Source organism: Sporomusaceae bacterium ACPt, from assembly GCA_041428575.1.
GTDB lineage: Bacteria > Bacillota > Negativicutes > Sporomusales > Sporomusaceae > Sporomusa_D > Sporomusa_D carbonis.
In genome coordinates this window covers 1,716,853-1,733,176 of the sequence record CP155570.1, presented here as the reverse complement: position 1 = coordinate 1,733,176, position 16,324 = coordinate 1,716,853, and the positions used below count along the sequence as shown (strand labels likewise).

The 16,324-nt window shown below is 42.9% G+C and carries 17 protein-coding genes; 1 reads left to right on the top strand and 16 read right to left on the bottom strand.

Going from position 1 to position 16,324, the window contains the following annotated elements:
- Nucleotides 1–17 precede the first annotated feature (17 nt).
- The 6 genes from hfq to miaB are packed head-to-tail and all read right to left on the bottom strand — an operon-like array spanning nucleotide 18 to nucleotide 7,860.
- Nucleotides 18–278, bottom strand: coding sequence for an RNA chaperone Hfq (gene hfq / locus SCACP_RS08750; RefSeq protein ID WP_425060948.1), 261 nt, complete (start codon nucleotides 276–278; stop codon nucleotides 18–20).
- A gap of 38 nt (nucleotides 279–316) precedes the next feature.
- Nucleotides 317–1,252 carry a tRNA (adenosine(37)-N6)-dimethylallyltransferase MiaA gene (gene miaA, locus SCACP_RS08745; RefSeq protein ID WP_425060947.1) on the bottom strand — a complete coding sequence of 312 codons (936 nt, stop codon included), beginning with the start codon at nucleotides 1,250–1,252 and terminating at the stop codon, nucleotides 317–319.
- Nucleotides 1,240–2,067, bottom strand: coding sequence for a class I SAM-dependent methyltransferase (locus tag SCACP_RS08740; RefSeq protein ID WP_425060946.1), 828 nt, complete (start codon nucleotides 2,065–2,067; stop codon nucleotides 1,240–1,242). The genes miaA and SCACP_RS08740 overlap by 13 nt, the downstream gene beginning before the upstream one ends.
- Before the next feature lie 9 nt (nucleotides 2,068–2,076).
- Nucleotides 2,077–3,888, bottom strand: a complete 1,812-nt coding sequence (mutL, locus tag SCACP_RS08735) for a DNA mismatch repair endonuclease MutL (protein ID WP_425060945.1) — start codon at nucleotides 3,886–3,888, stop codon at nucleotides 2,077–2,079.
- Nucleotides 3,885–6,491, bottom strand: coding sequence for a DNA mismatch repair protein MutS (gene mutS, locus SCACP_RS08730; protein WP_425060944.1), 2,607 nt, complete (start codon nucleotides 6,489–6,491; stop codon nucleotides 3,885–3,887). The genes mutL and mutS overlap by 4 nt, the downstream gene beginning before the upstream one ends.
- A 28-nt stretch (nucleotides 6,492–6,519) precedes the next feature.
- Complete coding sequence (gene miaB, locus SCACP_RS08725) at nucleotides 6,520–7,860, bottom strand: tRNA (N6-isopentenyl adenosine(37)-C2)-methylthiotransferase MiaB (protein WP_425060943.1); 1,341 nt, start codon at nucleotides 7,858–7,860, stop codon at nucleotides 6,520–6,522.
- Nucleotides 7,861–8,074: 214 nt separating this feature from the next.
- Between miaB and SCACP_RS08720 the strand changes: the two genes are divergently transcribed.
- Entirely contained in the window at nucleotides 8,075–8,305 is a 231-nt protein-coding gene (locus SCACP_RS08720) for a hypothetical protein (protein ID WP_425060942.1), read from the top strand.
- Nucleotides 8,306–8,475: 170 nt separating this feature from the next.
- On the opposite strand, the gene tnpA is transcribed toward SCACP_RS08720, so the two are convergent.
- The 10 genes from tnpA to rny form a co-directional block, all read right to left on the bottom strand.
- On the bottom strand, nucleotides 8,476–8,946 hold the full coding sequence (tnpA, locus tag SCACP_RS08715; RefSeq protein ID WP_425060335.1) for an IS200/IS605 family transposase: 471 nt from the start codon (nucleotides 8,944–8,946) through the stop codon (nucleotides 8,476–8,478).
- Between the two features lie 175 nt (nucleotides 8,947–9,121).
- Entirely contained in the window at nucleotides 9,122–9,490 is a 369-nt protein-coding gene (locus tag SCACP_RS08710) for a sulfite exporter TauE/SafE family protein (RefSeq protein ID WP_425060941.1), read from the bottom strand.
- Entirely contained in the window at nucleotides 9,487–9,843 is a 357-nt protein-coding gene (locus SCACP_RS08705; RefSeq protein ID WP_425060940.1) for a sulfite exporter TauE/SafE family protein, read from the bottom strand. Before SCACP_RS08705 ends, SCACP_RS08710 begins: the two co-directional genes overlap by 4 nt.
- Nucleotides 9,844–9,859: 16 nt before the next feature.
- The gene (locus SCACP_RS08700; protein ID WP_425060939.1) at nucleotides 9,860–10,213 is read right to left on the bottom strand and encodes a DUF3870 domain-containing protein; all 354 of its coding nucleotides are present in this window, start codon (nucleotides 10,211–10,213) and stop codon (nucleotides 9,860–9,862) included.
- Nucleotides 10,214–10,227: 14 nt separating this feature from the next.
- Nucleotides 10,228–11,055: an Asp23/Gls24 family envelope stress response protein gene (locus tag SCACP_RS08695; RefSeq protein ID WP_425060938.1), complete on the bottom strand. Its 828-nt coding sequence runs from the start codon at nucleotides 11,053–11,055 to the stop codon at nucleotides 10,228–10,230.
- An 80-nt stretch (nucleotides 11,056–11,135) separates the two neighbouring features.
- Nucleotides 11,136–11,957: a PHP domain-containing protein gene (locus tag SCACP_RS08690; protein ID WP_425060937.1), complete on the bottom strand. Its 822-nt coding sequence runs from the start codon at nucleotides 11,955–11,957 to the stop codon at nucleotides 11,136–11,138.
- The gene (locus SCACP_RS08685) at nucleotides 11,954–13,456 is read right to left on the bottom strand and encodes a leucyl aminopeptidase (protein WP_425060936.1); all 1,503 of its coding nucleotides are present in this window, start codon (nucleotides 13,454–13,456) and stop codon (nucleotides 11,954–11,956) included. The genes SCACP_RS08690 and SCACP_RS08685 overlap by 4 nt, the downstream gene beginning before the upstream one ends.
- A 118-nt stretch (nucleotides 13,457–13,574) precedes the next feature.
- On the bottom strand, nucleotides 13,575–13,835 hold the full coding sequence (locus tag SCACP_RS08680; RefSeq protein WP_075755210.1) for a stage V sporulation protein S: 261 nt from the start codon (nucleotides 13,833–13,835) through the stop codon (nucleotides 13,575–13,577).
- A gap of 146 nt (nucleotides 13,836–13,981) precedes the next feature.
- Nucleotides 13,982–14,503, bottom strand: a complete 522-nt coding sequence (locus tag SCACP_RS08675; RefSeq protein ID WP_425060935.1) for a hypothetical protein — start codon at nucleotides 14,501–14,503, stop codon at nucleotides 13,982–13,984.
- Between the two features lie 167 nt (nucleotides 14,504–14,670).
- Entirely contained in the window at nucleotides 14,671–16,215 is a 1,545-nt protein-coding gene (gene rny / locus SCACP_RS08670; RefSeq protein WP_425060934.1) for a ribonuclease Y, read from the bottom strand.
- Nucleotides 16,216–16,324: the final 109 nt, after the last annotated feature.

The window sequence follows — 16,324 nt, the reverse complement described above, 5'->3', positions numbered from 1 at the left end:
GGTACTGCAAGACATTTTTATTTATCCGCTTTTACAGCCTCGTCTCTCTTTTCGTGCAAGTTAGCTGACAATGGACGAAACGGGGTTATCGTGGAAATGGCGTGCTTATAAACTAATTGCTGCTTGCCTTCGTTTTCAATTATTACGGTAAAATTATCAAAACCCTTTACTGATCCACGTAATTGAAATCCGTTAACCAGATATATAATTACCGGCACGTTTTCTTTCCGTACTTGATTTAAAAAGCTGTCTTGCAGATTAATGACTTTATTAGTCAAATGAAACCCCTCCGTATCGATGTTATACTCTTTCTATTTTACCTTAGACAAAACTTTCCTGCAACATGATTGTAAATTGCTTCCAATAATTTATCGTAATTATCGAAATCATCAATGTTAAACCATGTGATATAAGGCATGCGCCGAAAGAAAGTCAATTGGCGTTTAGCAAAATTACGGGTTGCTTGTTTAACATTCTCGATAACGGTAAATAAATCCTTCCCTTCATTAAGATATTCAACGATTTCTTTATAGCCAATTCCGTGCATAGCTTGGCAGTCTGGCGGCACACCCTGCTTTAAGAGCTTTGATACTTCATCAACCAGCCCTTGTTCCAGCATTATATCAACCCGCTGGTTAATTCTGGCATATAAACTGGCGCGATTCAAATTAAGGCCAATAACCGCAGCATCATATAACAGTTCATTAGTTGCCGTTTTATCCTGAGATACAGTTTCGCCACTTAAGTAATATACTTCAAGTGCTCTAATTATCCGGCGCAAATCATTGGGATGTAGCCTGGCAGCCGTTTCCGGCTGGACTTGAGCTAACATGTTATGCAGGAACTGATTGCCATATTGTTCTGCCATTCCTGTAAGTTTCTGACGAATTGTTTCGTCACTTGGTGCTGGACTGAATTGATAACCTTCAAGTAAGGCTCGGACATACAGACCAGTACCGCCTGCCAAAATCGGAATAAGTCCGCGATTATTAATTTGTGTAATAAGTTTCCTGGCATGATGTTGAAAATCGACCACATTAAATTCTTGGCACGGGTCAAGGATGTCAATCATATGGTGCACAACGCCACTACGCTCAAGCATATCAGGTTTAGCAGTGCCGATATCCATCCCGCGATATACTAACATAGAATCGCCTGAGATTATTTCTGACCCCAGTCTTTGGGCCAAATCTATGCTCAGTTTTGTTTTACCCACGGCAGTCGGCCCGATGACTACTATCAGTCGTTCCATATTTGACCTCCGCCATTTATCTTTGAAAAGCAATCTATAATTCCATACTGAACACTGCTGTATTTGCCACCGGTTGTAGTAGTTATTCCCAGGCGTTCAAATTCTCTGCTGCCTGCGGCCTCCTTTACTACAACCTTTCTTTTAGCCACCCGGCAGGCTTGCTTGACAGCGGCAATTCCCAACGGGCGTTTATCCGCTAAAGACCGAATCGGATTTAGGTTGGAGCTTTTGTAAATAGGGTTGCGAAACATAGGATCAAAGTAGACAATATCAAAACTGTTGTCAGGCAAAGCCTCAAGATAGTGGTTAAAATCGGCGTTTTCCACTTTTATCCGGCGCAAGGCGCTTGTGATATCATATTTTTGGTTAGCTTCACCTACAAAATGCTGTAAGCCCAGTTCGGCTACTAAAGCTATTACCGGAGAACTTTCAAGCCCGGTAATTTTTCCTGCTTCACCTGCTACGAAACTGGCGACAATGGCATCGGTTGCCAGACCCAGCGTACAGTCCAACACAGACATCCCGGCGGCAAGTCCCATTGCCGTTATCATATGGTCATGTTTTCCATTTATTAAGTTTTTTATGCGCAACTCAGCCATACTTAAGTGAAAAAAATACTCACCATCATCTGTATGTACAACCGGACCGTCAGTAGCGGCAACAATAAGGCCGCTGACATTATATTGTTTTCTTATAGCCGCCAGTGAATAACGGCTGCGGGCTACAAAGGGAGCTGAAAGCTTAACAGCAATTTTCCTGGCTAAATCAGTTACAGCCGGTGAAGGGTGCTGAACAGTTGTAACGACGAATTCCAATGTGATCACCTATGTGCGTTTAAACATTTTAGCCAGATCCTCAGGTCCAAACCTTATAATAGTAGGCCGGCCATGCGGACAGGTATACGGTAAGTCAGTGGTGTATAGCTCATTAAGTAACGCTTGTATTTGCCTCATATTAAGCGCCTCGCCTGCTTTAATGGCACTACGGCAAGCCGCCATTTGGAGATAGGCGTGACGAAGTTCCTGAGCGGTAGGACTGTGCATATCAGCTATTAATTTTAACACTTGGCGCAATACCGGCTCAGCATCAGCCAGCGGAATATCGGCAGGCATTTCTACCAGCCGCATAGTGTCAGGCCCCACTTGTTCAAGTAAAAATCCAAGCTGATAAAATGTTTCGTGCTGGGCGGTTATGAGGCTGCAATCATCACTGGTAAACTCAAAATACTGCGGTACTAACAGTTGCTGTACAGGAACACGTGTTTTTGACCGGCTCATGCGGTCATAAAGTATACGTTCATGGGCGGCATGTTGATCAATAATATAAAGCCCGTCCGGCCCCTGGGCCACAATATAACAAGAGTCAATCTGTCCTAATGGATAAAGCTGGTTACTTCCACTCTGATAAGTCGACTCAGCACATTCAATAAGTTGTTCTTCCTGTTTGATGGTCTGCCGTACATCAGAGAAAGATATTGCTTCTTCCCGCCATAACGCAGGAGCCCAATTCTGGGTTTCCGGCAAAGTATTAGATTTAACCCGCAATTTGCCGCTATATCCATCGCCAGTCCGGCTATCATACGGGACAGGATGATTAAATACCGGCAGTGGTTGCTCAGTTGCCGCATCCTGACGATGTGAAGCAGGTGTCGCTAAGCTCGAAGAAACAGCTTTATAGATTGCCCGGTATATCTTTTGTTCATCACTAAATTTAACTTCTTTTTTTTGCGGATGAACATTAACATCGACATTCTCAGCCGGAATATAAATCTGGAGCACAGCAAGAGGATAACCATTCTTGGGTAACAATGAAAAATAGGCATTATCCAACGCTTTGGCCATCATCCGGCTGTTTACTACCCGGCCGTTAACCATAAGCGTTTGCCACTGACGGCTGCTTTTGAGCAGCACTGGTTTGGCCACATAGCCTGATACATGAATACCTTCGCCACTATACTCTACCGGCAATAGTTGCGGGGCTACCTTGTGTCCATAGATATCGGCAATAGTATCAAGCAATCGTCCATTGCCGCCGGTAGACAATACAAGCCGCTGATTGTTAAATAACTTAAAAGCTATATCAGGATGAGACATGGCTAATTTGGTCACGATATCGTTAACATGGCTGCTTTCAGCCGACGGTGTTTTTAAAAATTTACGCCGTGCAGGAGTGTTATAAAATAAATCAGCTACCGTTACAGTAGTACCAGACCCCGCCCCGGCTTCCCGCACCTCAGTTACTACGCCGCCGTTAATCTCTACGTAAGTTGCTAACGGCTCATCTTTTAAGCGGGTAGTTAGGGTAAACTTGGACACAGCAGCTATACTGGGTAAAGCTTCGCCACGGAATCCTAATGAGCTAATTGACACCAGGTCGTCGGCAGTACGGATTTTACTGGTTGCATGACGCCTTACAGCTAGCTGGGCATCTTCATGCCCCATGCCTTTTCCATCATCGGTAACACGAATAAACTTTGTCCCGCCCTCAACCATCTCAATCTCGATACTTTTGCCACCCGCATCGATTGAGTTTTCAACAAGTTCTTTAACAACGGCAGCCGGGCGTTCAACAACCTCGCCAGCCGCGATCTTATTAGCAGTGTTTTCATCTAATATGCGAATGATTGGCTCGCTCATAGCCGTCCGGTTTCCTCTCTGGCTTGATTTTGCAACTTGTACAATGTATTAAGCGCTTCCAGCGGGGTAAGAGTCATAACGTCAATACCTAATAGTTCATCAACTACACTTAAACTAAACAGCGATACAGTAGCGGCGGCTGTAGTTTTAGCACTCTCGGTTTTATGTCCTGTTACAACATTGTAGTTTCCTTTTTCCTGTTCCAATTCCTGCAATATTTGCTGGGCCCGTTCAATGATCCGTTTGGGCAGGCCGGCAAGTTGGGCCACATGAATACCATAGCTTTTGTCAGCACCGCCAGGTATAATCCGGCGTAGAAATACAATATCATTACCGCGTTCCTTTACAGCTACTGAGTAATTTTTTATTACCTTGCTTGATTCGGCAAGTTCAGTTAATTCATGGTAATGTGTTGCAAACAACGTTTTGGCCCGCACCTTGTCTCTTATATATTCAACCACCGCCCTGGCAATACTCATACCGTCAAAAGTACTTGTGCCCCGGCCAATTTCATCCAGAATAATCAGGCTGTTGGCTGTGGCAAATTTTATGATCTGGGCAGTTTCCGTCATTTCAACCATAAAAGTGCTTTGCCCGGTAGCCAAGTCGTCGCTGGCTCCCACTCTGGTAAATATCCGGTCAATCGGACAAATTGACGCTTCCCGGGCTGGAACAAAGCTGCCTATTTGCGCCATAATAGTCAGTAGCGCTACCTGACGCATGTATGTTGATTTACCGGCCATGTTTGGCCCGGTTATTATTATTATCTCACTGTCGCGGTGGTTAAGCTCAGTATCGTTAGGAACAAACATTTCCCCGGTTAAAAGTCGTTCAACCACAGGGTGCCTGCCGTCTTTAATGATAAGCTCCCGGTTGTTGTTCAAAATTGGCCGCACATAGTTGTAACGAGCGGCGGCTTCGGTCAGAGAAACAATGACATCCAACTGAGCTACCTGCCGGGCAGTCTGTTGGATTTCCCTTATTCTCTCTTTTATATACTCCCGGATTGCAGTAAACAGCTGATATTCAATATTTACAATTTTCTCCTGAGCACCAAGCACTTTTGTCTCAAAATCTTTAAGTTCCGGCGTAATATACCGCTCCGCATTGACCAGCGTTTGCTTGCGGACATAATTGGGCGGCACAGCGCCGGTATTAGCATGGGTTACTTCGAGGTAATAGCCAAAAACTTTATTGTAGCCTACTTTGAGAGACTTAATACCTGTTTTTTCGCGTTCCCTTAACTCTAGTTCCTGAATCCACTGCTTACTATCCCGGGCAATACTCCTAAGTTCATCCAGCTCCAAATCATAGCCGGGTCTGATAAGACCGCCATCCCGGACACTGAACGGTGGATTATCAACAATAGCCGTTTCAATCATATTGACTACATCTACATGGGTGCTAATTTTCCTGGCAATACCGGATAATATGTCAGAATGGCAGTCCTGCAGCTTGTTTTTTATATCCGGCATAACAGTAAGCGATGTTTTTAGCGCTGTTAGATCGCGGGCGTTGGCACTGCCCACTTCAATCCGGGTCAAAATTCGCTCAAAATCATATACATTATCCAGCAGTTCTTTCAATTCCTCACGTACCATTCGCCTATCAAGCAATTCTGCAATGGCATCCTGCCGTCTGACAATATTTATAGGGTTTAAAAGCGGAAACTCCAGCCACTTTTTAAGCAACCTGCCCCCCATAGCCGTTTTTGTAAAATCAAGTACGGAAAGTAATGTATCTTTTCGCCCGCCATCGCGCATATTGCGTGTAATCTCGAGATTACGCAAAGTAGAGGCATCTAAGATTAAATAATCCTGGGTATTGATTCTGGTCAGCTTGTTTATATGGGACAAATCACTTTTGAGTGTGTAATGCAAATAATACAATAGATAGCTCGTAGCGGCCTGAGCTGACAAATTGCTTGGCAATTCTTGTCTGCTAAAGTGCTTATTAAGCAATTCTGAAGCTAATATAAGATCCGGATTAGCAAGCGTAGTAATAGCGCAAGCAGGAATCCGTTGCGCCAAAAAGCTACTGATTACGGAAAAGCCTTCTACTTTCCCTGCCAGCACTAATTCAGCCGGAAGTAAACGAAATAGCTGGTCGCAAACACCGTTTATCCGGGAACTGCCCGAAAATATCGCCCATATGCACTCGCCGGTCGAGATATCGGCAGCCACCAAGCATAATTCATCAGCTTCTTCATATAGCAAAGCCAGATAGTTATTAGCTTTATCAGGCAGCGAAGATTCGGTTAGAATAGTGCCTGGCGTAATGATTTTTATTACTTCACGCCGTACAATACCTTTAGCTTGTTTCGGATCTTCAACCTGCTCACAAATAGCTACTTTATATCCTTTATTGATTAATTTAGCAATATAATTATCAGCAGCATGAAAAGGAACGCCACACATGGGCACTCGGATATCATGACCGCCATCGCGGGAGGTTAAGGTAATTTCCAATTCACGTGAGGCCACTTCAGCATCCTCAAAAAACATTTCATAAAAATCACCCAAACGGAAAAATAAAATTTCATTAGTATGCTTGCTCTTTACTTCCCGGTATTGTTCTAACATCGGGGTATAACTTACTGCCATGCTGTAATTCTCCTCTACCAATTAAGGATTAGATCAACCGGCCCTTTAAGATCCAGGTCTGAGCCGTATCAATTTGTATGTTAACTAACCCGCCGGCGACCTCTTGTCCAGTTTTCTCCCATAACACAATTTTATTAGTACGGGTTCGCCCCATTAGTTTTCTTTCGTCGTTTTTGCTGGGTCCTTCCACCAGCACCTCTACCGTTTTACCCACATACTGCCTGTTTATTTCAAGACTAATTTCATTTTGCACAGCCATTAACTGCTGGAGCCGCGCCTTTTTCACAGGCAATGACACTTGGTCGGCATACTTCGCCGCCGGTGTGCCTGACCGCTGTGAATATAAAAAGGTATAGGCAGCATCATACCTGATACTCTTGACAAACTCCAAAGTTTCTAAAAAGTTTTCTTCAGTCTCCCCGGGAAAACCAACTATAATGTCTGTTGTAAGACTGGCACCGGGAATGGCCTCACGAATTTTCGACACAAGCTGCCGGTAATATTCAGTATTGTAGCCACGGTTCATACGCTCCAATATATAATCACTTCCTGCCTGTACCGGCAGGTGGAAGTGCTCACAAATCTTTTGGCTTCTCATGATAGTTTCAATGACTTTGTCATTCATATCCCTAGGATGAGATGTCATGTAGCGAATCCGGGTTATCGTATCAATCTGATCAATAGCCTGAAGCAAGTCGGCAAAATCAGCCTGTGATTCGTTATCTTTGCCATAGGAGTTGACGTTTTGGCCAAGCAGCGTTATTTCTTTAAACCCGTCGGCGCCGAGTTGCCGGACTTCTGCTACAATATCATTGAGCGGCCTACTTCGCTCACGACCTCTGACATAAGGAACAATACAATATGTACAAAAATTATTACATCCATACATAATGGGAACCCATGCCGATATCTGACCCTTGCGTACTGTCGGAACATCAGGCGCTAGTCTTTCCGCTTGGTCCCAAACGGCCAATACCCGCTCGCGACTTTGCTCTATTTTTTCAACAAGCTCAGCCAATTGATGAATATTATGCGTACCCATAACCAAATTGACATGAGAAAATTTTTTCAGTATTTTATCTTTGTCCTTTTGCGCCATACAACCGACAACCCCAATAATGAGATTAGGATTGACAAGTTTAAGCCGTTTCATTTCGCCAATCCGACCGTGAATTTTTTTCTCAGCGCTTTCCCGGACGCAGCAAGTATTTATTAAAATTAAATCAGCCTGCTCAACATTGTCGGTAGACTCATAGCCAATCGTCCTAAGCTGACCGGCAAGACGCTCTGAATCATTAATATTCATTTGGCAGCCAAAAGTCATAGTATGAAAGAGTTTTGACTTTGATTGTTTGTCGTTCGATTCCATCTATTTATCAGCTCCAACGCGTAGTATCTGCCACTTATTATAACGTAATTTTAAGCCGTATACAAATTTTGGCCATGTCTTCTCCCTTATCATGGTTCTTAATATTATTCTAAACCATAGAACTTTTTAGATCACTCTTTTTGATTTTTCGTAAAATTATTACAGGTATTTTTTACCTCCTGTCGAATTGAGTTAAGGAAAGGAGGTGAATGTGATGAAAGCATCCATAAGAGACCAACTTCATAATTATCTAGTAGACGAAGTTGAGTCCCGCGAGGAATGGTTTCACGCAAGAATTAAACGCATTCTTTCTGAGAACAAAACCCACGATGAGCAAATCCAAAAAATTGGTCATTTTGTGGCTCTCAGTTTCATACCTGGTTTATTGCTAAACATGTTCGAAAAATATGATCAGATCAAAGATTCACATCACGAATTAGATTGACAGTAACAACCCGGCATAGTATCAGGCATTATTAGGTAAGTCAGGACCACCCGTAAAACGGGTGGCTTGCTTACGCCCTATAAGGGCAGAGTACTAGCTGAGTCTCAAGACTCACTGAAAAAGTCCACCAACCGCATAACCTTTTCAGTCAGCCCCTAAAGGGGCTCTTTTTATGACTTTTTCACGGGCTCACCCGTAAACGGGTCTGTCAACTCCTTCAAACTTAACTGGTCGGCAATTATATCTTCTTGTAACTGCTCACGGATATATTTGGCTATTGCCTCTTTGTTTCGTCCCACCGTATCCACAAAATATCCTTTGCACCAGAAATGTCTGTTTCCATACTTATATTTCAAATTCGCATGCTTATCAAATATCATTAGCGAACTTTTCCCTTTTAAGTATCCCACAAAAGACGCCACACTGATTTTCGGTGGTATACTTACTAGCATGTGAATATGGTCGGGGCAAGCGTTGGCCTCTAGAATTTCCACGCCTTTGTACTCACAGAGCTTCCTTAGGATTACACCTATATCCGATTTTATTTTTCCATATATCGCCTGTCTACGATATTTTGGTGCAAATACTATATGATATTTACACCGCCATTTACTATGTGCTAAACTCTTAGTATCATCCATTGGATGCGCCTCCTTTGTTCAGAGTTATGCGGTCGGCAAACCTGCATTTATTCTATCAAAGGAGGCTGTTTTTTTCGACGTATAGCTATAAGCTTTTTGGAACCACATGCATAGCATGTGGTATTCTGCTTACGCAATAAAAAACAGGGAAGTCCGTACGTTCCCTGTTTTCCAGTTATTTTTTACGGGTACTTAATACCATTCTAACACCTGAATAGATAACAAAGACACCAAAGATTTGTTTAAGCAAGTTTGCCGGAACATACTGGACAAAATTAGCGCTAATCAATGCTCCGACAACTGCACCACCAGCAAGACAGATAGCCGCTTGATAGTTGACGAGCTTATCTTTGTGAAATTGCCAGATGCTGACAACAGCTGTAGGTATTATGACTAGCATGGAAATCCCCTGAGCCATATGCTGAGCCACCCCCAATATAAAGACCAGCATTGGCACCATCACTACACCGCCGCCAACGCCAAGCAACCCGCTAAGTATTCCTGCGCCAAAACCCATTGCAAAAACAATCAGTATAGTACTCATCCCAGCACCATCCTAAACCCTACCACTATCAGCATCGCGCCGAACAACTGTTTAAGCCGGAAGGCCGGAATTTTTTTCATTATCCGAGCACCCAAGCTTGCGCCGAGAATACTGCCAATAACCAAGTTTAATGCCAAACTTACGTCAATATTACCATGAAAACCATATACAGCGCTGCTCACCAATGCGGTGGGAACGATAACTGCCATAGAAGTTGCTTGAGCGACATGCTGAGTAACCTCAAAATATGTTACTAAAATAGGAACGAGAAATATCCCGCCCCCGACTCCGAGCAAGCCGCTTAAGATACCAATTACAAATCCTACTCCAGAAAACTTTAACTGTTCAACCATGCTGCAACCTCTTATCTTAGTCAATAACGCTGGGAGCCAGCCCTTCTTTATAACTACGGTACTTGTCGTGTATTATGCGTATGGCAGTGATAATGGCTTTCTTGGCGCTCCCTTGATAAGTTTTATCAACAATACTAACTAATTGATCCGGCATAGCAATCGACTTACCTACTAAAATTGAAGATACATGATTGCGAGCTACTGCTGTTGCCAATGTGCAGTCAGCTTCCAAGATCATACCGGTATCCTCGTCAATGAGGAGTACTACGCCAATAACTTTATAGACCTCGCTAGCCGTAATTCCTGTTGGCAGTTTTGCGTAGCCAGAAAATAAAATGCGTTTACCCTGCTTTTTATCCAAAAATGTCACGTCCTTATGTTCTATTAGTCGATACTTAGGCGTTTTACTGCAATGTTAACTTCTCTAACCAGCATACCTGTCATATACTCAACCATCTGTTTTACACGGAGTTGCGCATCATGCACCACATTCCAAATAGATTGTCCATACTTTATAGTTACGTCCAAGGATATGGAAAGCCCTTTTTCCTTGTCATGGGAATTTTTAATATTAATTTGTCCTGTTTTGGTAATAGCGTCATCAAGTGTGGCTACATAGTCGACAATAGCCGCAATTGCAGCATCGGAGATAAGCAATTTGCCGTAATAGCTAAATGTTGGACGAACAATAGATTTTTCCCCTAGTTTACGCCGTTGTTTTGAGCGAGGTTTTTTAAAAAAGATGTCAAGTGGGTCAATCAGATAACCGGAAAAATGAGGTTTCAGTTCAATAGTTGGCACCGGTATAATATGTTTGCCTTCTTTCAGTCTGCTCTCCCGGGCTTTGGCAATCTCAGCTTTGCTGGCAATGTCCTCAATGCGAATTATTTTGCTTATTGGCGGCAAATTTAGAGCGTCCACGATCTTGTCTACCATATTTTTTGAAGTACCTAATATCAAGATGCGTTCAGGCGTAACTCTGCCAATCGCCTCTCGGACTTCAGCGGCATGGTCAGGCTCCATAAAAATGGCGCGCTTAACCGCCCTAATTTTGCTAGGCTCCTTTTTGGCTGAATAGCCAGCAATAATCTTGCTGTCTTTAATTAACAAGCCATCGTCAATAATTGTGTCAACATTATGTTCATGCGCCACAATCAGCGCCCGGTAGCTTTTGCCGGTTCCGCTTGGGCCTACCAGAGCGATGGTGTCCATAGACAGCCTCCTTGTAAAAATATAAATAGGGTACAGCACAAAAATAAACACCTTTACAGGTGTTGTCAAGTAAAAGTTTATTACATTGACAAAGCATCAACAAGAGCGGCCGAAACAGTAAAAACTCCGAGTTTTTCAGGATACCGGCCAGGGATTGCATGAAAATCAGACCCACCTGTTATTTTTAAATTGTATTTTTTGGCAATTGCCAAGTATTTACTGCTCATGAGCTGATCATGTTCTGGATGATAAACCTCCAATCCGTGGATACCGGCCGTAATCAAATGATGAACAAGAGTATCATCGCCGATTAGGCCGGGATGTGCCAATATTGCGACGCCTCCGGCCTGTTTGATTAACTTAATAACCTGTTCAGGAGTCAGTTTGTAATGCGGAACATATGCTGGTCCATTTTTAGCCAGCACAGCATCAAAGGCTTCAGACACCGTTTTAAAATAGCCATTTTCAACCAGTGCTTTGGCTATATGTGGTCTGCCGATGGCCGCAGCTTGACCGGCAATGGCTAACACTCTATCATAATCAATTGAATATCCTAAGTTGTTGAGCTTATCAACCATAATTTGTGAACGCCGCAATCGGTCATTAAGGACAATATCTAATTGATCTTTTAGTTTGGCATTATCAATATCAATGAAATATCCTAGAATATGGACTTCATGACGCGGCAAGTCGGTGCTGAATTCTATTCCGGGGATAATTGACAGATTAAGTGCATCAGGGTTGAAATAGCCTTCAGTTCTTAGCAGTAAATGGGCATCAATCGTATCATGGTCAGTAATAGCAATATAGCTTAGTCCGGCGCCTTCAGCCTGACGGACAACTTCCTGGGGCGATAGTCGTCCATCTGAAATATTGGTATGGATGTGAAGGTCAGCAATCATAATTTTGCAAAATTGTTGGCAAGTTGCACTAAAGTCCGAACTCCTATACCAGTTCCTCCCTTGAGATTATACCCCTTATCTTTTTCAGCGTCTGATGTTCCGGCAATATCAATATGCACCCAAGGAGTTTTATCAGCAAACTGACCGATAAATAATCCGGCAGTAATAGCGCCACCTGGCCGGCCGCCACTATTTTTTAGGTCGGCTATCGAACTTTTGATTTGTTCAAGATACTCATCATCATTAGGAAGTTCCCACATTTTTTCACCGGCTTGACGTGCCGCAGCAAGCACGGTCTGGCACCACTCGCGATTATTGGCAACAACTCCGGAGTAAACAGCACCAAGACCTACCACACAGGCACCTGTCAAAGTTGCCAAATCAACGATCCTGGTTGCGCCAAGCTTTTTGGCATAAGTTATCGCATCTGCTAAAATCAGGCGCCCTTCTGCATCGGTACTCAATACTTCAATAGTTTTTCCGCTCATAGAAGTAATAATATCACCAGGCCTAAAGGCGCTACCTGAAGGCATGTTCTCAGCGCATGGAACAATAGCCAAAATGTTTACTTTAGGTTTTAGTTGGGCAATAGCCATCATAGCGCCCAACACAGCACCGCCGCCAGCCATATCCCGTTTCATCTCGTCCATATTTTGGCTGGGCTTTAAAGATATGCCACCACTGTCAAAAGTAATTCCTTTACCAATATAGGCTGTTATATCTTGGCTTGCCGGATTCCCGATATATTTTAAAACAATAAGCTTAGGAGGTTCACTACTGCCCTGAGCCACTGCCAGCAGTGCCCCCATATTATTTGCCTGCATATCCTGCTTCTCTAGCACGCTGAGTTCTAGACCATACTGTTTGGCTATCTCGCCGGCATGCCAAGCCATTTTAGTCGGAGTCATATACTGAGCCGGATGGTTGATTAAATCACGGGCATAATTGACACCTTCGGCAATTATTCTGCCAAGCTCAGCACCTTGAGTAAGCGCTTCGAGTTTCGCAGCATCGTTTTCTATAATCAATAACTTTTCAATCCCGGGTATGTCATCTTTACTGGTTTTATAATATTTAAACTGGTACAAACCCATTACTGCGCCTTCAACAACAGCCTGAGCTGCTTGCCGGTCATCAAGACCGCCAGTGCCTGCGCCATGAACGATAGTTGCTACTGTTGCCGACCGCAGTTTTCGCGCTGTTCGCATAGCAATAGCCATAAGCGCACGGACTCGTTCCAATGAGAATTCACTTCGTAGACCTAGACCGAGGAGAATAACCCGTTTGGCGCCAATAACACCAAATGTATGTATAACAGTAGTTTCGCCATATTTACCGCATCCTGGCATATCTCGAATTATTTCGCTTATATGCCCGTTTAATGCTTTATCCACTATGCCGGTTGCTCCGCCTGGAGCCATAACTCCTTCGAATAAGTTAACAATAACAGTATCACATAAAATATCTGTTACTGACCCGCCAACAACTTCAATATTCATTTTTCCACTCCTCACGTTTGATATCAGCTAAACACTAATATATTATGCCATAAAATACATACCTAAAACACAGTAAAACCTGTTCAACATGAACAGGTTTTGGACAATTTATTAATGATTAGCGAGGTTCAACTATTAGTTTAATAGCGGTCCGCTCCTCACCATCAATGAGAATATCCGTGAAGGCGGGTATACAAATCAGATCAACACCATGTGGTGCTACAAATCCTCTAGCAATTGCAACTGCTTTTACAGCTTGGTTGAGCGCTCCTGCACCGATTGCCTGAATCTCGGCGCCGCCACGTTCTCTCAGCACTCCTGCCAAAGCTCCAGCTACGGAATTAGGATTGGATTTTGCTGATACTTTCAAGACATCCATGTTTATATGTGCCCTCCTTTGATTAAGAAACGTTATTAAGTCCTATAAATTAAATATATTCGTGGCACGGCAAAAAATTCCTTTTTTTATATCCAAAAAAATCAAATTATTACAACAAATTCATCTCTCTATATATTAACAGTATACTATTTGTTAAATACAAAAACACGCCCATCTTCACGAATACCAATGAGGCTATGATGGTCATTCTCTTGTTTGCGCATGTTTTCCAACATGTCTTCAATGACCTCTTCCTGTAGGAGAAGGTCCTCTTCCAGAATAGCGTCATTGTGATCAGCTACTAATCGGTCAGCAAACCTTTCTCTGAGAAGCTTAATCGTCAACCCGATTTCTCCCCGCGACAAGGTATGTACATCCCGCATAATAGTTAACATAGCAACTTTTTCATACGAACTCAATTCAACATCAATGATCATATCTGTTACGCCTTCCAGCAGGTTATACGCGGTAATACTATTGATAATTAACCGCTTGGTAGCTTCAAAGTCTTTCGTAGTAGGAATACCGGAAATCATGAATGTAAGTTTAAGCGAATTAGCCTCAGGATCAAAATTAATTGTACCAATCTCGGGATAACGTACCAACATGGATATAAGCAGGTTTACTCCATCAGAAACTTGTCTATCAGCTTGGCAAAGTTCAGCCATATATTTCACCGTCCAATAAGTTTATAAAATATATAAAAAATGCATATACAGTTTCTGATTAAGTATTCTCTAGAAGCGATTTAAATCCTGCTTATAAACTGTTGGGAAAAAAACTAAAAAACGGCTTTTGCCTAAAGGCAAAGCCGTTTTAATAGCTGTTTTAAAATTTATTTGGCATAATCAACAGCGCGTGTCTCACGGATAACCGTGACTTTAATTTGACCAGGGTATTCCAGTTCATTTTCAATTTTCTTTACTATATCTCGCACTAGACGAACAGCTGTTAAGTCGTCAATTTTATCGGGTTTTACCATAATACGAATTTCACGACCAGCCTGAATAGCAAATGATTTTTCTACGCCATCAAATGATTCAGCGATTTCTTCCAATCGTGTTAATCGCTTCAGATAGCTTTCAAGAGTTTCTCTGCGAGCTCCCGGCCTTGCAGCAGATACAGCGTCAGCAGCTGCTACTAGCACGGCCTGAATCGTTTTAGGCTCTTCATCACCGTGATGAGCGGCAATTGCATTGATAACTTCGGCCGCTTCACGGTACTTCTTGGCCAAATCAGCGCCAATCGTTACATGCGGACCTTCAACCTCATGGTCTACAGCTTTGCCAATATCGTGGAGTAAGCCGGCCCGTTTAGCTAACATTACATCTACACCAAGTTCAGCCGCCATAACCCCGGCTAAATGTGCCACTTCGATTGAATGCTTGAGTACATTCTGACCATAACTGGTACGGAACCTTAACCGTCCGAGAAGTTTTATCAGTTCTGGATGCAGGCCGTGAACTCCAGTTTCAAATGTAGCTTGTTCACCTGCTTCCTTAATTTTCTGTTCAACTTCTTTTTGTGCCTTCTCGACCATTTCTTCGATACGGGCTGGGTGAATCCGGCCGTCAACGATAAGTTTTTCCAGCGCAATTCTGGCAACTTCCCGCCGGACAGGATCAAATCCTGATAAAATAACTGCCTCAGGTGTATCATCAATAATCAGATCAATACCAGTAAGTGTTTCCAGAGTGCGAATATTGCGACCTTCCCGGCCAATAATCCGCCCTTTCATTTCATCATTAGGTAAAGCCACTACCGATACGGTAGTTTCGGCAACATGATCAGCAGCACAACGCTGAATTGCTAACGATATAATTTCTCTGGCTTTTTTCTCCGCTTCTTCTTTAGCCTGCTGCTCAAGATCCTTAATAAGCATTGCTGTTTCATGTTTAATTTCTTCTTCAACATTAGCAAGCAGCAAGCTACGGGCATCTTCAGATGTCAAGCCGGACAGCCTTTCGAGTTCAGTTACTTGCTTGGCATACAGTTCATTGATCTTTTCTTGACTTTTATCCAGTTCAGCTTCTTTACGACTGAGAATCTCCTCTTTCTTCTCAAGAGAATCGATTTTTCGGTCAAGGTTTTCTTCTTTCTGCACCAAGCGGCGCTCCAAACGCTGAAGTTCTGCACGGCGTTCTTTAATTTCTCGTTCAAGTTCACTTCTAAGTTTATGAATCTCTTCTTTAGCTTCGACCAGGGCTTCCTTTTTCTTTGATTCGCCAACCTTTTCAGCATCTTCTAATATTTTTCTTGCTGCATTTTCTGCAGAAGCGATTTTAGCTTCGGCTATATTCTTACGTACCCAATAGCCTATGCCTGCACTCAGCAGTCCGACTAACATCGCAGTTAGTACAATCTCTACTATAAATTCCACCTCCTTTTCTTTATTACTAATATTAAGGGTAAAGCCGAGTTAAACTCGGCTTTTAAAAGTAGCTTTTTGGGTGCTTTGTCAGCATTCAAGCTCTCCTAAAAGTTTACTT

What these genes read in the sequence shown, in the direction of transcription:
- miaA (WP_425060947.1), bottom strand. Translation starts at nt 1,252, where the DNA reads ATGGAACGACTGATAGTAGTCATCGGGCCGACTGCCGTGGGTAAAACA.
- mutL (WP_425060945.1), bottom strand. Translation starts at nt 3,888, where the DNA reads ATGAGCGAGCCAATCATTCGCATATTAGATGAAAACACTGCTAATAAG.
- mutS (WP_425060944.1), bottom strand. Translation starts at nt 6,491, where the DNA reads ATGGCAGTAAGTTATACCCCGATGTTAGAACAATACCGGGAAGTAAAG.
- miaB (WP_425060943.1), bottom strand. Translation starts at nt 7,860, where the DNA reads ATGGAATCGAACGACAAACAATCAAAGTCAAAACTCTTTCATACTATG.
- SCACP_RS08720 (WP_425060942.1), top strand. Translation starts at nt 8,075, where the DNA reads ATGAAAGCATCCATAAGAGACCAACTTCATAATTATCTAGTAGACGAA.
- tnpA (WP_425060335.1), bottom strand. Translation starts at nt 8,946, where the DNA reads ATGGATGATACTAAGAGTTTAGCACATAGTAAATGGCGGTGTAAATAT.
- SCACP_RS08710 (WP_425060941.1), bottom strand. Translation starts at nt 9,490, where the DNA reads ATGAGTACTATACTGATTGTTTTTGCAATGGGTTTTGGCGCAGGAATA.
- SCACP_RS08705 (WP_425060940.1), bottom strand. Translation starts at nt 9,843, where the DNA reads ATGGTTGAACAGTTAAAGTTTTCTGGAGTAGGATTTGTAATTGGTATC.
- SCACP_RS08695 (WP_425060938.1), bottom strand. Translation starts at nt 11,055, where the DNA reads ATGGACACCATCGCTCTGGTAGGCCCAAGCGGAACCGGCAAAAGCTAC.
- SCACP_RS08690 (WP_425060937.1), bottom strand. Translation starts at nt 11,957, where the DNA reads ATGATTGCTGACCTTCACATCCATACCAATATTTCAGATGGACGACTA.
- SCACP_RS08685 (WP_425060936.1), bottom strand. Translation starts at nt 13,456, where the DNA reads ATGAATATTGAAGTTGTTGGCGGGTCAGTAACAGATATTTTATGTGAT.
- SCACP_RS08680 (WP_075755210.1), bottom strand. Translation starts at nt 13,835, where the DNA reads ATGGATGTCTTGAAAGTATCAGCAAAATCCAATCCTAATTCCGTAGCT.
- SCACP_RS08675 (WP_425060935.1), bottom strand. Translation starts at nt 14,503, where the DNA reads ATGGCTGAACTTTGCCAAGCTGATAGACAAGTTTCTGATGGAGTAAAC.